Genomic DNA, 14,936 nt, shown 5'->3' with positions numbered 1-14,936 from the left:
CGCATCGCGGTGCCGCGACGCGTCCACGCACGAACCCGGCCCGCGCGCGGACGCACCGGCCACAGCCGGATGCGACGCGATCGGGATTCGACTCCAGTCCCGCGCCCGCACCCCGGAGCGCATGTTCGACTGATCGCCGCAGGGTCGGTCTTCTGGCTCGCCTTCGACCTCTTCCGCCGGCCTTCCCGGTCGCGACGACCAGTGGCGTATGGGCGGATTCGTCAGGCTTACAGCAGCGGGGGCTGCGCCGGAATGGCCGGGCCGCATCGCGGCGCCGGCGTCACCGGACTTCCCTTCGGCCTTGCGGCCGATGCCGCGCGATGGCTTGCGCGGCGAACCCTGTGGACGGCGCGACTTTAGGCGAGCGCCTGCGGCGCCGCAACTGCACACCGCAGTATGGCGCGCGCGGCGCCGCACGCCGCATGCGCCGCAGCTCAGAGCGCGCGCCAGAGCCATGCGCCGAAAGCGATCGTCGCCAGCCACAGCATCGCGCCGCGTCCGACCAGGCGTTGCGCGCGCTCGATAGATTCCGCATCCGGCGCCGCGCCTTCGCCGAGTTCGGGGCGCGGCTCCCACCGGCCGTGATACGGCGCGGCCCCGCCCAGGCGCACGCGCAAGGCGCCGGCGCCGGCGGACATCACCGGCCCTGCGTTGGGACTGTCCCACTGCGGCGCCTGCGCGCGCCAGCAGCGCCACGCCGCCGCGGTGTCGCCGAGCACGGCGTAGGTCAGCGCGGTCAGCCGCGCGGGCAGCCAGTTCAACACGTCGTCGATGCGCGCGGCGGCCCAGCCGAAACGCTCGTAGCGCGGCGTGCGATAGCCCCACATCGCGTCCAGCGTATTGGCCAGCCGATAGCCGACCGCGCCGGCCGGCCCCAGCGCCACGTACCAGAACAGCGCACCGAACACCGCATCGTTGCCGTTTTCCAGCACCGACTCGGTCGCCGCCGCCGCCACGCGCTCGGCGTCCAACACGGCAGTATCGCGGCTGACGATGCGCGCCACCGCGTCCCGCGCCGCCTGCAGGTCGCCGTCGCGCAAGGCGCAGGCCACCGGCACGGCATGCTCGTCGAGGCTGCGCAAGCCGATGCACAGATACAGCACGACGGCGCCGAACGCGCTCCCGGCCCACGGCGACCGGGCCATCAGGATGAGCTGCAAATACGCCGTCGCGGCGACGATCGGCGCCACCGCGAGCGACCAGGCCAAGACGCCGCGCAGGCGCCCGTCGGCATGCCCAGCGTTTTCGATCGCCCGCACCAGCCGGCCGAAGCCGACCAGCGGATGGGCGCGCCGCGGTTCGCCGAACGCCGCGTCGAGCATCACCCCGGCGAACAGGCTCAGCACCAGCAAGGCAGCGCTCATCAGGACGCACTCACGAAGGCATGCTCACGACAGCGTGCTCACGACAGCGCGCTCATGGCAGGAACAGGCGCAACGCCGCCCCCGGGTTGGACGGGAAATAGAAATGCACGAAGCTGGCGCTGAGCCGACGGTCGCGGTACAGCGCTTCGCGGCTGGGACCGCCGTTGGGATTGTGCGAGTGCGCGATCGGCGCGGCCGCGATCTCGGCGCGCGCGTAGTGGAAGGTGTGCCCGCGCAACTCGCCTTCGGGCATTTCCACCGACTGCAGGCCCAGCGCCGCCAGTTTCGGCTGCAGCGCGGCGTGGCCCGGCAACAGGCCGGCCATCCGGCCTTGCGCGCCGTCGCGGTCGCTGAGCCGGTCCAGCGCATACAACAGGCCGCCGCATTCGGCCAGGATCGGCGTGCCGGCGTCGCGCAGCGCGCGCAACTGCGCGCGCAAGTCGGCGCGCGCCGACAAGGCCGGCAGGTGCAGCTCCGGATAACCGCCCGGCAGCCACACCGCATCGCAGCAGGGCAGCGCGTCCCCGGCCAGCGGCGAGAAGAATGCCAGCTCGGCGCCGGCCTCGCGCAACAGCTCCAGATTGGCCGGATACAGGAAGCAGAACGCCGCGTCGCGGGCGATCGCGACGGTCTTCCCGCGCAGCGCCGGCGGCACCGGCGGCGGCGCGGCCGCGGCGAATTCGACCGGCGGCGGCAGTTCGGCGTCGGCGTGCGCGCCCCAGGCGTCGGCGAGCGCGTCCAGGCGCGCATCCAGATCGCCGAGTTCGCCCGCGGCCACCAGGCCCAGGTGCCGTTCCGGCAAGGCCATCTCCGGATCGCGCGGCAAGGCGCCGAGCCAACGCAGTTCCGCCGGCAGGCTCTCGCGCAGCAAGCGCGCGTGATACTCGCTGCCGATCCGGTTGGCGGCGACGCCGTACACGCGCACGTCGTCGCGGTAGCGCGCCAGGCCGGCGGCGAGCGCGCCGAAGGTCTGCGCCATCGACGAACCGTCGATCACCGCCAGCACCGGCACGCCCAGCGCGACCGCCAGGTCGGCGCTGGACGGCTTGCCGTCGAACAGCCCCATCACGCCCTCGATCAGGATCAGATCGGCCTCGCCCGCGGCACGATGCAGCCGCGCGCGCACCTCGGCCTCGCCGCACATCCACAGATCCAGTTGGTAGACCGGATGCCCGCTGGCGCGCTCGAGCACCATCGGATCGAGAAAATCCGGCCCGGTCTTGAACACCCGCACCCGCCGCCCCTGCCGCGCGTGCCAACGCGCGATCGCCGCGGTGACGCTGGTCTTGCCCTGGCCCGAGGCGGGGGCGGAGACGAGCAGGGCCGGACAGCTGGAATTCGGAATCGGGGATTCGGGATTCGGCGAAGCGGAGTCGCCGGCTTCGGCCGTTGCCAATCCCGAATCCCGAATCCCCCATCCCGTGTTCACAACTCAATCCCCTTCTGCGCCTTGATCCCCGCCTTGAACGCATGCTTGACCATGCGCATCTCGGTGACCGTGTCGGCGGCCTCGACCAGCGCGTCGGGCGCGCCGCGGCCGGTGATCACCACGTGCTGGCGCTCGGGCCGGGCCGCGGTCGCGGCGAGCACGTCGTCGAGGGCGATGTAACGGTGCGCCAGGGCGATATTGAGTTCGTCGAGCAGGACGAAGTCGTAGTCCGGGTCGGCCAGCATCCGCGCCGCCACCGCCCAGGCCGCCTGTGCGGCGGCGATGTCGCGCTGCTTGTCCTGGGTCTCCCAGGTGAAGCCCTCGCCCATCACGTGATAGTCCAGTTCCTCGAAGCGGCGGAAGAACGCCTCCTCGCCGGTCGAGAAGCTGCCCTTGATGAACTGCACCACGCCGCAACGCAGACCGTGACCGAGCGAGCGCGCCAGCATGCCGAAGCCGGACGAGCTCTTGCCCTTGCCGTTGCCGGTGTTGACCACCAGCACGCCGCGCTCGACCGTGGCGCGGGCGATCTTGCGGTCGATCAGTTCCTTCTTGCGCTGCATGCGCTCGCGATGACGCTCTTCGGAGGTCGCCGCATATCCGGCGCGCGAGGTCGCCGTGTCGTCGGCGGGGCCGTCGGCGCTCACGCCGCCGCTCCGACGCGCGGACGCTGGCCGACCAGGCGCACCAGCGAATACGCTGCGAAGCCCGCGCCCACATAGCCGGCCAGGGCGCCCAGGCTGCGCGGATAGTACTGCGGAACCCGTTCGAGGAAGCCGGCCAGGCTGGCGTCGGGGTAGCGTCCGGACAGGAAGTAGAAACCGCCCTTGGAAATCAGATAAGCGACCGCCGACGTCGCCAGCAACACCCACGCCAGCCGCGGCACCGCGCTCCAGGCGTCGCGATGCGCCCGCGCATAGATCCGGCCGCCGAACCACAGCGCACCGTAGGCGAAGGCCAACGCCCAGTACGCCGGCGACAGGCACCAATCGGTGATCCGCCCCTGCGCCAGGCTGCCCAGATCCAACAGCGAGGACAGCAGGAACAGCGCCGGAAAGCCCCAGGCCGGGCGCAGCATCGCGCCGGCAAGGAAGAACACCGCCCACGACGCGCTGGGCAGCGCGTCGACGCTGGCGAAGTGCTGGCCGCGGGTGCAGATCATCAGGACGGCCAAGGCCAGGCCGACGCCGATTTGGGCGCTGCGCGAGCGCAGCGGCAAGGGGGCGACGGCGGTTTGCTCTAGGGTCGGGGACATGCTCGGACTCCGATGACGGAACGGATGAGTGACGATGCGCGGATCAATCGTGGCGGCGGGCGACGGCGAGCTGGCGCAGGTGGTGGGCGACCACGGCATAGAAGCCCAGGGCGACGACGACGTAACCGAGCGTGGTGCGTACGAACAGCGGCCCCCAACGCCACAGCCGACTCAGGTACTCGGCCAGGTTCGGATCGGCGTAGCGTCCGCCGAACCAGTAGAACGCGCCGTTGGAAATCAGGAACGAGACGCTGGCGGCCAACGCGGCGACCGCGAGGGTCGCCGCCAGTGCGCGCCATTCCGGCGCCAGCCGCGGCGCGACCCAGCGCCCGCCGTACCACAGCGCGGCATAGGCGAGCAGCAGGAAGGCATAGGACGGCGTCACGCAGTAGTGCTGGAAGAAGCCCAATCCGCGCCCGGTGATGGCGAGGTAGTCGACCGCCACCGCCATCCCAAGATAGGCCAGGAACCCCAGATGCCGGCGCAGGAACAGGCCGCCGAGGAAGAACACCGCCATCGACGCGTCCGGCAGATGCAAAGCGCTGCCCAGATGATGGAAACGGGTGCCGAGCATCAAGGCCAGCAGCGCGCCCGCCACCGCGGCGCGCGCCGGTCGCGACCAGACCGCGGCGTCCGCGTTCGGCAAGGCAGCGGCATTCGCTGCGTGGGGGCGGGTCGGCGGGTTCATCGGCAGGCCTCGGTGGAGCCGGCGCGCACGCCGGCGATGGTGATGGGGTCAGCGCGCGGGTCGGTAACGCAGGCTCAACAGGTAGTTGCGGCCGGGCTGGTTGTAGAACGCAGCGGTCTCGTAGCGACGGTCGAACACGTTGTTGGCGCTCAACTGCACGCTCCACGACGGGTGGAAGGCATAGCCCAGACGCAGATCGGCCAGGGCGTAGCCGCCCAAGCGGCGGCTGTTGGCGAGGTCGTCGTAGCGCTCTCCGGCGGCATGGACACTGGCGCCGAACGAGAACGCGTTCATCCGCCGGTCCAGGTCGATGCGCGCGCTTTGCCGTGCACGGCGCGGCAGCCAGTTGTCGCGATGGCTCCCCGGGCTGAGGTTGCGCGCGTCCAGCCAGGTCGCGCTGGCGCGCAGATCCCATTGCGCCAACTGCGTGTCCAATGCCGCCTCCAGCCCCCGAATGCGCGCGCTGTCGACGTTGCCCGGCAGGCCGATCGAGGCGTCGTAGGCGATCAGATCGTCGATCTTGTTCTGGAAGGCGTTGAGCGACCACACGTGCTGGCGGCGCTCACCCCAGGTGCCGCGCAGGCCGAGCTCGACGCTGCGCGAGGTTTCCGCGCCCAAATCGGGGTTGCCGTAATTGGGGTAGTACAGCTCGTTGAAGGTCGGCGCCTTGAACGCGGTACCGTAGCTCGTGGTCAGTCGCAGCGATTCGCTCAGGTTCCAGCCCCACAGCAGGCTGCCGGTGGTCTCGCCGCCGAACTGGCTGTCCTCGTCGCGGCGCAGGCTGGCCTGCAGCGCGTGCGCGCCGATGTCCTGCTGCCACTGGCCGAAGGCGCCGCGCAGGATGCGGCCGTCGCGGGCATAGGCGACGTTGCTGTCGACGCGGTCGCGCTGCCAGTCGAAACCCAGGCTCAACAGGCCCTCGCCGAGACCGAGGTCGGCCTGCAGCGAGCCCAGCTCGCGCCGGGTCTCGAAGGTGCTGGAGTACTTGCCGTTGCGGTAGGCCTCGCTGAGATCTTCGCTGCGGCCGGCGCTGGCGCTGACGCCGATGCGCTCGCTGGGGCGATAGCGCAGCTTGGCGTCGAGCACCTGCTGCACGCTGTCGGCCTGATTGTTCTGGCTGCCGTCGTATTCGTTATAAGCCTCGGCGCGGAACGCGCGCGCCTCGGCCTCCCAGCGCTCGCCGAAACGGTAGCCGCCCTGCACGGTCAACGACTGGTTGCGGTAGCCGTCGCGGTCGGGCGAGTTAGTGAAACAACCGGCGCCGCGCGGCGCCGGCTTGCCGCGGCAGGCATTGATGCCATCGGTGTCTTCGTGTGCGGCATTGACCGAGTACCAGCCGCGCTCGCCCTTGCCGGCCACGCCGGCGCTGGCGCGGTGGGTCTGGTAGCTACCGATCGCGGCGCTGAAGCTCGGCGCGAACGCGCCCTGCGGACGGCGGGTGAAGATCTGGATCACTCCGCCGAGGGCTTCGGAGCCGTACAGGCTGGAGAACGGCCCGCGCACGATCTCGACCCGCTCGATCTGTTCGACCGGAATGTCCTGCAGCGCGGTACCGCCGCTGGTCGCCGAACCGAGCTTGATGCCGTCGACCAGCACCAGTACGTGATCGGATTCGGTGCCGCGCAGGAACAGCGAGGTCTGCTTGCCGGCGCCGCCGTTATTGGCCAGCGACACGCCCGGCGCGCCGCGCAGCAAATCCGGCAGCGAGGCCGGCTGGCGCCGTTCGATTTCGGCGCGATCGATCACCGTCACCGCGGCGAGAGTGGCGTCCTGGGTCTGGGCGGTGCGGGTGGCGGTGACCACGACCTGATCCAGATCGACCGCGGCGGGCGCGGCGGCGGCCAGGCCGGGGGCGGCAAGCACGCCGCCGGCGAAACACAGGGAAGCAAGACGCAGGCGCGGGGCGCAGCAAGGCAAAGTCACAGGCGGTCTCCAGGGCCGCGCTCTCCCGCGCGGCCGTGATCGGTCGTGACAGAAGGCGGAAACGGCCAGGAGACGGCGCAGGCGCGCCTTCGCCCCGAGACCGGCCCACCGCCTGTCGGTTCGCGCTCCGGGCCGGTCTCCGGGCTCGCGAGCCGATGCGGTCCTGTGCGGAACCGGCATCGCGTACCGCGCCTTCCCGTGTCGGAACACAGTGGCTGCGTGCGGTACGTGTACTCGCCTACCGTTGCGGGGGCAGCTCCGGCTTGGCCGCCTGCGGGGCAGGACGACGACCGGATTCCCGTTTCAATCCCCGGCGAATGTGCCGGCGATCACCTTGAGCGCGGGCATCTTAACAGTCGCGCCCGGTGGCGACGCCAGCGTACGGCGCGCGATGGGCGCGCAGCCTGCCGCCCGCGCCCGGTCCCGCGCGCGGAAAAGCGCCTTAACGGGCGGCCAGGCGTGACCGGCTGCGCACTACCACTTTTCGACTATTGCCGATAGGCGGACTTTGGCGGATTTATTGACCAATTGTTATGCGCGTGTTAAATCGCAATGACATCGCTGTCAATCCCTCAAGGAGTCGCCATGCACGTCCGCCGTACCCCCGCCGGCCCGCGCCATCCCCTGGCCCTGGCTCTGCTGCTCGCCCTCGCCGCCCCGGCGTACGCGCAGGATGCGCCGCAGAGCGACGCCAAGACCCTGGACCAGGTGATCGTGACCGGTACCCGCGTGTCCGACCGCACCGTCGCCGAGTCGACCGCGCCGATCGACATCATCACCCCGGAAACCCTCGAAGCCACCGGCACGGTCGAACTGGCCACCGCGCTGTCGCGCGCCCTGCCCTCGCTGAACTTCCCGCGTCCGGCCATCACCGACGGCACCGATGCGGTGCGCCCGGCGCAGTTGCGCGGCCTGGCCCCCGACCAAGTGCTGGTGCTGGTCAACGGCAAGCGCCGCCACACCACCGCGCTGATCAACCTCAACGGCAGCCAGGGCCGCGGCTCCTCGCCGGTCGATCTCAACGCGATCCCGATCGCCTCGATCGAGCGGGTCGAAGTGCTGCGCGACGGCGCTTCGGCCCAATACGGCTCCGACGCCATCGCCGGCGTGGTCAACGTGGTGCTCAAGGGCTCGGGCCAGAACGGCTCGATCGCCGCGCGCTACGGCCAGTACAGCGCCGGCGACGGCGAGCAGTACCAGCTCTCCGGCGACGCCGGCTTCAAGCTCGGCGAAAACGGCTGGCTGCGCCTGGCCGCGCAGGGCGGCCACCAGGACCAGACCAACCGCGCCCGCCCGTTCCAGGGCCGGGTCGAACAGCGCTACGGCGATCCCGAGATCGACCACGGCGCGTTCTCCTACAACGGCGAGTACTCGCCGGCCGATTACCTGAGCTTCTATTCCTTCGGCAGCTACAGCGAACGCGACGTGTTGTCCAACGGCTATTTCCGCTTCGCCGGCGACCCGCGCAACATCCCCTCGATCTATCCCAACGGCTTCCTGCCGCAGATCCACAACGTCAGCAAGGACCGCGCCGCGGTGTTCGGCGTGCGCGGCGAAACCGCCGGCGGCACCCAGATCGATTTCAGCTACAACTACGGCCACAACGGCCTGACCTTCGACATCGAGCACACCCTCAACCGCAGCCTGGGCCCGAGCTCGCCGACCCAGTTCTACGCCGGCGCGCTGGAGGTCACCCAGCACGTGCTCAACCTCGATTTCACCCGCGCGATCGAACTGGGCTGGAAGTACCCGCTGACCCTGTCCTGGGGTGCGGAATGGCGCGGCGAGGAGTTCAGCCAGCGCGCCGGCGAGCCGCTGTCCTACGCCAACGGCGGCGTGGCCGCGCCGAACGGCCAGATCATTCCCGGCGCGCAGGTGTTCTCCGGCTTCCGCGCCAGCGACGCCGGCGATTTCGACCGCCACAGCTACTCGTTCTACCTCGATGCGGAAACCGACGTCACCGACAAGTTCTCCATCGGCGCCGCGGCCCGCTACGAGAGCTACAGCGACTTCGGCGAAACCACCTCGGGCAAGCTGTCCGGCCGCTACGCCTTCACCGACAAGGTCGCCCTGCGCGCCACCGCCTCGACCGGCTTCCGCGCGCCGTCGCTGCAGCAGCAGTACTTCCAGTCGATCGCGACCAACTTCATCAGCGGCATTCCGTACGAGATCGGCACCTTCCGGGTCGACAACCCGGCCGCGGTCGCGCTGGGCTCGGAGCCGCTCAAGGCCGAAGAATCGACCAACTACAGCCTGGGCCTGGTGCTGCAGCCGGTCGACGCGCTGTACATCACCGTCGACGCCTACGACATCAAGGTCAAGGACCGCATCCTGCTGTCGGAGAACCTGACCAGCGCCGCGGTACGCAACTACCTGCAGGCCAACGGCTATCCGGGCATCGGCGGCGGCCGCTACTTCACCAATGCGGTCGATACCAAGACCCAGGGCGTGGACGTGATCGCGACCTACGGCTGGGAACTGGCCGCGGGCAAGCTCAACCTCACCGCCGGCTACAACTACTCCAAGACCGAGATCGACAAGATCGCGCCGAATCCGCCGCGACTGGCGGCGATCGACCCGGCGGCGGTGCGCATCGGCCGCACCGAGATCGGACGCATCACCAAGGGCGCGCCGAAGGACAAGTTCTTCCTCGCCGGCGACTGGAAGACCGGCCACTGGAGCTTCAACGCCACCGCCACCCGCTACGGCCAGTTCACCGAGCTGCACGCCACCGATCCGCGCCAGGACCAGACCTTCGGCGCCGAGTGGACGCTGGACCTGGCGGCGACCTACCGCCTGGATCGCTGGGAGTTCACCGTCGGCGGCGACAACGTGCTCGACGCTTATCCGGACGAGTCCAAGCTGGTCCGCGGCACGCGCAACTACCTGCCGTACAACACGGCCTCGCCGTTCGGCTTCAACGGCGCGTTCGGCTACGTCAAGGTCGGCTACAAGTGGTAAGCCTTCCGGCGTGACGATCCAACGCCGGGAATGAATGCGCGAAGGCCCGGAGCGATCCGGGCCTTCGCGTTTGCGGCGGAGCATCGTGCGCCGTTCGGTCCGGCCGGAACCCAGGCGCGCCGCCGGTCCGGCCGGCGCGAATCGAGCGCACCGGGCCCGGCCGGGGGGTTTTCGTGTTTCCGGCACATCCCCACCGCGGCGGATCGGCTATACAACGCCGGGGCGCACCCGCGCCGCCGCACCGAACACCCCGCCGGAGCCCGTCGATGCGCCCGATCGTTGTGCTGTCGTTGTGCCTGTCCCTCGCCCTCGCCCTTCCCGCCGCCGCTGCGCCCGGCAAACGCGACTACGTGGTGCTGATGCAGGGCCGCGTCGCCGGCGCGCAGAGCGTCGCCGTCGCCGCCGACGGCTCGGTGCAGGTCGAGTATCAGTTCGCCGATCGCGGCCGCGGCGACCGCAGCAGCACCCATTGGCGCGTCAACGGCGACGGCACCCTGCGCGAGTACCAGGGCCGCGGCAACGACTACCTCAAGACCCCGTTCGAGGAGAGCTACCGCCTCGACGGCACCCAGGCCCGTTGGAAAAACCCCAGCGAACAGGGCCAGCGCGAGCTCGCCGCACCGGCGTTCTTCCTGCCGCTGCAGGCCGCGCCCGAGGCCACCGGCGCGCTCGCCCGCGCCCTGCTCAAGGCGCCGCAGCGCCGTCTGGCCCTGCTGCCGGCCGGCGAAGCCAACGGACGCGATCTGGGCGAACACCAGATCGTCGGCACGCAAGGCCCGGTCAAGCTGCGCCTGTTCGGCATCGAGGGGCTGGACTTCACTCCGCGCCCGGTCTGGCTGCGCGAAGACGGCAGCACCGCGGCGGTGATCGCCGCCGCCGGCTGGTTCTCGGTGGTGGAACGCGAGTTCGAGGCGGCCACGCCGAAGCTGATCGAGTTGCAGGAAGCCGCCGCCGCGGCCTGGGCCGCCGACCTGGCCCGGCGCCTGACCCATGCGCCCGTCGGCCCGCTGCTGATCCGCAACGCGCGCGTGTTCGACCCGCGCGACCTCAGCGTCGCCGCCGGCACCAGCGTGCTGATCGAAGGCGAACGCATCGTCCGGGTCGCGCCCGACGCGCGGCTGAGCGCGCCGGCCGGCGCCGAAATCCTCGACGCGCGCGGACGCTTCCTGATGCCCGGCCTGTGGGATGTGCACAAGCACTACACCGGCGCCCACGACGGCGCGCTGGACATCGCCGCCGGCATCACCAGCGCGCGCGACGTCGCCAACGACTTCGAAGCCTTCCCGGCGCGGGTCCAACGCTTCGACGCCGGCAGCGAAATCGGCCCGCGGGTGATGATGGCCGGCTTCATCGACGGCCCCGGCCCCTACGCCGGCCCGACCAAGATGCTGGTGGCCACTGCAGAAGAGGCGCGCAAAGCGGTGGATTTCTACGCCGACCGCGGCTACATGCAGATCAAGAGCTATTCCTCGCTCAAGCCCGAGCTGGTGCCGGTGATCGCCGACCGCGCGCACCAACGCGGCCTGCGCTACAGCGGCCACGTGCCGGCGTTCATGTCGGCGCGGCAGTTCGTCGAGGGCGGCGCCGACGAGCTGCAGCATCTGCTGTTCGTAGAACTCAACTTCATGTACCCGCGGGTGCGCGACACCCAGACCATGAAGCGGCTGACTGAGGTCGCCGCGCACGCGCACGAGTACCCGCCCGAGCATCCGCAGGTGCGCGAGTTCATCGACTTCCTCAAGCGCCACCGCACCACCCTCGACCCGACCATGGCCCTGGCCGAGGACCTGTTCGGCGGCGACCCCAAGGACAAAACCCCGCCGGGACTGCGCGGCGTGGCCGAGCGCCTGCCGCCGCAGGCGCGGCGCAACCTCAGCTGGGGCGCGCTGAAACCGCCGCACGGCGAGGAGGAGGCCTACCGCCAGGCCTTCCCGAGCATGCTCAAGCTGCTCAAGGCGCTGCACGAAGCCGGGGTGACCCTGCTGCCCGGCACCGACGCGCTGGCCGGCTACATGCTGCACGCCGAGTTGGAGGTGTATGCGCGCGCCGGCATCCCCAATGCCGAGGTGTTGCGCCTGGCGACGCTGACGCCGGCGCAGGTGTTCGGCGTCGCCGCCCAGCGCGGCGCGATCGCACCGGGCCGTTACGCCGACCTGGTGCTGATCGACGGCGATCCGCTGCGCGACATGCGCGATATCCGCAAGGTCGACGCGGTGTTCAAGGGCGGCAAGCGCTTCGATCCGGAACAGATCGAACGGGCGCTGGGGATCGTGCCGCGCAAGGCGCCCGCCGACGCGAAATAGCCGGCCGCCCCGACAGGAGCGGCGCAAGCCGCGACACGGTAAATCGGTGTTCGAGGAACCCCGAGGGCGCGGTCGAAAGATCCGGCCCGAGCGCCTCGATGCCGTCGTTCGAATTGGCGCGGTCGCGGCTCGCGCCGCTCCTACCGTCGGGAAGCACCGACACGAAAACGACCCGCAGCGCGGGCCGTTTTCGGTCGCTGCGCAAACCCGGGCCTCAGCCCTTGCGGAATACCAGGTGCCCGCCTTCGGCCTCGACCTGGATCGTGTCGCCGTTGACGAACTCGCCGCCGAGGATGCGCTGCGCCAACGGGTTCTCGATCTGTTGCTGGATCGCGCGCTTGAGCGGCCGCGCGCCGTACACCGGGTCGAAACCGACGTTGCCGATCAGGTTCAGCGCCGCCTCGCTCAGCGCCAGCTTCAGGCCGCGCTCGCCCAGGCGCTTTTCCAGGCCGTGCAGCTGGATCTTGGCGATCTCGCGGATCTGGCCCTTCTCCAGCGGGTGGAACACGACGATGTCGTCCAGGCGATTGATGAACTCCGGCCGGAAGTGGCTCTGCACCACCCCCATCACCGCCGCCTTCATCTGCGTGTAGGCCTCCGCCGAGGTGTCGTTGCTCAACTCCTGGATCATCTGCGAGCCCAGGTTGGAGGTCATCACGATCACCGTGTTGCGGAAGTCCACGGTGCGGCCCTGGCCGTCGGTCAGGCGGCCGTCGTCGAGCACCTGCAGCAGGATGTTGAACACGTCCGGGTGCGCCTTCTCGACCTCGTCGAGCAGGATCACGCTGTAGGGACGGCGACGCACCGCCTCGGTGAGATAGCCGCCCTCTTCGTAGCCGACATAGCCCGGAGGCGCGCCGACCAGGCGGCTGACCGCGTGCTTCTCCATGAACTCGCTCATGTCGATGCGCACCATCGCATCGGACGAGTCGAACAGGAACTCGGCCAGGGCCTTGCACAGCTCAGTCTTGCCGACGCCGGTCGGGCCCAGGAACAGGAACGAGCCGCTGGGACGATTGGGATCGGACAGGCCGGCGCGCGAACGCCGCACCGCGTCGGACACCACCCGCACCGCCTCGTCCTGGCCGACCACGCGCGCGTGCAGGGCCTGCTCCATCTTCAGCAGCTTCTCGCGCTCGCCTTCCAGCATCTTCGACACCGGGATGCCGGTCCAGCGCGCGACCACTTCGGCGATCTCCTCGGCGGTCACCTTGTCCTGCAGCAGCTTGAAGCCCTGGGTTTCGGCCTCCTGCGCGGCCTTGAGCTGCTTCTCCAGCTCCGGCAGCTTGCCGTACTGGATCTCGCTCATGCGGCCGAAGTCCTGGATGCGCTGCGCGGCCTCCAGGTCGAGCTTGGCCTGCTCGATCTGCTCCTTGATCTTGGTCGCGCCCTGCAGGGTCGCCTTCTCGGCCTTCCACACTTCTTCCAGATCGTTGAACTCGCGCTCGAGCACGCCGATCTCGGCCTCCAGATCGGCCAGGCGCTGCTTGGATTCGGCGTCCTTTTCCTTCTTCAGCGCCTCACGCTGGATCTTGAGCTGGATCAGCCGGCGTTCCTTGCGGTCGAGCTCTTCGGGCTTGGAGTCGATCTCCATGCGGATGCGCGAAGCGGCTTCGTCCATCAGGTCGATGGCCTTGTCGGGCAGCTGGCGGTCGGCGATGTAGCGGTGCGACAGCGTCGCCGCGGCGACGATCGCCGGGTCGGTGATCTCCACGCCGTGGTGCACCGCGTAGCGCTCCTTGAGCCCGCGCAGGATCGCGATGGTGTCCTCCACCGTCGGCTCGCCGACGAACACCTTCTGGAAGCGGCGCTCCAGCGCGGCGTCCTTCTCGACGTACTTGCGGTACTCGTCGAGCGTGGTCGCGCCGATGCAGTGCAGCTCGCCGCGCGCCAGCGCCGGCTTGAGCATGTTGCCGGCGTCCATCGCGCCCTCGGCCTTGCCGGCGCCGACCATGGTGTGCAGCTCGTCGATGAACAAGATCACCTGGCCTTCGTTCTTGGCCAGGTCGTTGAGCACCGCCTTCAGCCGCTCCTCGAATTCGCCGCGGAACTTGGCCCCGGCGATCAGCGCGCCCATGTCGAGCGAGAGCACGCGCTTGCCGCGCAGCCCTTCGGGGACTTCATTGTTGACGATGCGCTGGGCCAGGCCCTCGACGATCGCGGTCTTGCCGACGCCGGGCTCGCCGATCAGCACCGGGTTGTTCTTGGTCCGGCGCTGCAACACCTGCACGGTGCGGCGGATCTCTTCGTCGCGACCGACCACCGGATCGAGCTTGCCGGATTCGGCGCGCGCGGTCAGGTCGATGCAGTACTTCTCCAGCGCCTGGCGCTGTTCCTCGGCGTTTTCCGATTGCACGCTTTCGCCTCCGCGCAGTTTGTCGATGGCCGGCTCCAGCTTGGCCTTGCTCGCGCCGGCCGCCTTCAACGCGCGGCCGGCATCGCCGCCGTCGTCCAGCGCGGCGAGCAGGAACAGTTCGCTGGCGATGAAAGCGTCGCCGCGCTGCTGGGCCAGCTTGTCGGTGACGTTGAGCAGGCGCGCCAAGTCGTTGCCGACCGACACTTGCCCGGCCTGGCCCGACACCTTGGGCAGTTTCTCCAGCGCTTCGCCGAGGCGCTCGCGCAGCAGCGGCACGTTGACGCCGGCCTGGGCCAGCAGGGGCCGGGTGCTGCCGCCGCTCTGCTCGAGCAGGGCGGTCAGCAGATGCGCCGGTTCGATCACGCTGTGGTCGCGCCCGACCGCCAGCGACTGCGCATCCGACAGGGCCTGCTGGAAGCGCGAGGTCAGCTTGTCCATCCGCATGGAGGGTTCTCCGAAAGGTAGGTGGCGGCTGCGGCGCGAGTATCGCGCCGGGGCCGCGAATGACCTGTTAATGCGGCCGCCGCCACGCCTTTCAAGGTATCCGCGGCCCGGCCCCGTTCGACCGGGCCTCTTCGAATCAGGGCGCAACGCGCAGCGCCGGGTGCCCGACCCGCGAAAAGATCGATCGTGCGGGCTCGGCCGGCGGACAGGCTT

Annotated in this window: 9 protein-coding genes and 2 riboswitches; of the genes, 2 read left to right on the top strand and 7 right to left on the bottom strand. The window is 70.0% G+C overall.

All coding sequences use genetic code 11. The annotated features are described in order from the left end of the window. Positions 1 to 146: 146 nt before the first annotated feature. Positions 147 to 294: riboswitch (cobalamin riboswitch) on the bottom strand. 140 nt (positions 295 to 434) lie between these two features. The 6 genes from cbiB to btuB all read right to left on the bottom strand — a co-directional run bounded on the left by cbiB (position 435) and on the right by btuB (position 6,659). Continuing rightward, positions 435 to 1,352, bottom strand: coding sequence for an adenosylcobinamide-phosphate synthase CbiB (gene cbiB, locus TX83_RS03140; RefSeq protein ID WP_186442505.1), 918 nt, complete (start codon positions 1,350 to 1,352; stop codon positions 435 to 437). Positions 1,353 to 1,416: 64 nt separating this feature from the next. Beyond that, entirely contained in the window at positions 1,417 to 2,685 is a 1,269-nt protein-coding gene (locus TX83_RS03135) for a cobyrinate a,c-diamide synthase (protein ID WP_079248018.1), read from the bottom strand. Between the two features lie 104 nt (positions 2,686 to 2,789). Next, positions 2,790 to 3,440, bottom strand: coding sequence for a cob(I)yrinic acid a,c-diamide adenosyltransferase (gene cobO, locus TX83_RS03130; RefSeq protein WP_261369997.1), 651 nt, complete (start codon positions 3,438 to 3,440; stop codon positions 2,790 to 2,792). After that, the gene (locus TX83_RS03125; protein WP_064746471.1) at positions 3,437 to 4,048 is read right to left on the bottom strand and encodes a hypothetical protein; all 612 of its coding nucleotides are present in this window, start codon (positions 4,046 to 4,048) and stop codon (positions 3,437 to 3,439) included. The genes cobO and TX83_RS03125 overlap by 4 nt, the downstream gene beginning before the upstream one ends. A gap of 43 nt (positions 4,049 to 4,091) precedes the next feature. After that, positions 4,092 to 4,622: a hypothetical protein gene (locus TX83_RS03120; protein WP_064746483.1), complete on the bottom strand. Its 531-nt coding sequence runs from the start codon at positions 4,620 to 4,622 to the stop codon at positions 4,092 to 4,094. A gap of 162 nt (positions 4,623 to 4,784) precedes the next feature. Beyond that, a complete protein-coding gene (gene btuB, locus TX83_RS03115; RefSeq protein WP_064746470.1) occupies positions 4,785 to 6,659 on the bottom strand; it encodes a TonB-dependent vitamin B12 receptor in 1,875 nt (624 codons plus the stop codon). Between the two features lie 113 nt (positions 6,660 to 6,772). Beyond that, a riboswitch (cobalamin riboswitch) is annotated at positions 6,773 to 7,011 on the bottom strand. Positions 7,012 to 7,244: 233 nt separating this feature from the next. On the opposite strand from btuB, the gene TX83_RS03110 reads away from it, so the two are divergent. After that, positions 7,245 to 9,620, top strand: a complete 2,376-nt coding sequence (locus TX83_RS03110) for a TonB-dependent receptor plug domain-containing protein (RefSeq protein WP_064746469.1) — start codon at positions 7,245 to 7,247, stop codon at positions 9,618 to 9,620. A gap of 266 nt (positions 9,621 to 9,886) precedes the next feature. Then, positions 9,887 to 11,923 (top strand): amidohydrolase family protein, encoded by a 2,037-nt coding sequence (locus tag TX83_RS03105; protein WP_064746468.1) that lies wholly within the window; start codon positions 9,887 to 9,889, stop codon positions 11,921 to 11,923. A gap of 214 nt (positions 11,924 to 12,137) precedes the next feature. Here the strand turns inward: TX83_RS03105 and clpB are convergent, their stop codons facing one another. Further along, positions 12,138 to 14,723 (bottom strand): ATP-dependent chaperone ClpB, encoded by a 2,586-nt coding sequence (clpB, locus tag TX83_RS03100; RefSeq protein WP_064746467.1) that lies wholly within the window; start codon positions 14,721 to 14,723, stop codon positions 12,138 to 12,140. Between the last annotated feature and the right edge of the window lie 213 nt (positions 14,724 to 14,936).

This window comes from Lysobacter antibioticus HS124 (assembly GCF_000336385.2).
GTDB lineage: Bacteria > Pseudomonadota > Gammaproteobacteria > Xanthomonadales > Xanthomonadaceae > Lysobacter > Lysobacter firmicutimachus.
This window is presented reverse-complemented; position numbering and strand designations above follow the sequence as displayed.

What these genes read in the sequence shown, in the direction of transcription:
- TX83_RS03125 (WP_064746471.1), bottom strand. Translation starts at nt 4,048, where the DNA reads ATGTCCCCGACCCTAGAGCAAACCGCCGTCGCCCCCTTGCCGCTGCGC.
- TX83_RS03120 (WP_064746483.1), bottom strand. Translation starts at nt 4,622, where the DNA reads ATGCTCGGCACCCGTTTCCATCATCTGGGCAGCGCTTTGCATCTGCCG.
- TX83_RS03110 (WP_064746469.1), top strand. Translation starts at nt 7,245, where the DNA reads ATGCACGTCCGCCGTACCCCCGCCGGCCCGCGCCATCCCCTGGCCCTG.
- TX83_RS03105 (WP_064746468.1), top strand. Translation starts at nt 9,887, where the DNA reads ATGCGCCCGATCGTTGTGCTGTCGTTGTGCCTGTCCCTCGCCCTCGCC.
- clpB (WP_064746467.1), bottom strand. Translation starts at nt 14,723, where the DNA reads ATGCGGATGGACAAGCTGACCTCGCGCTTCCAGCAGGCCCTGTCGGAT.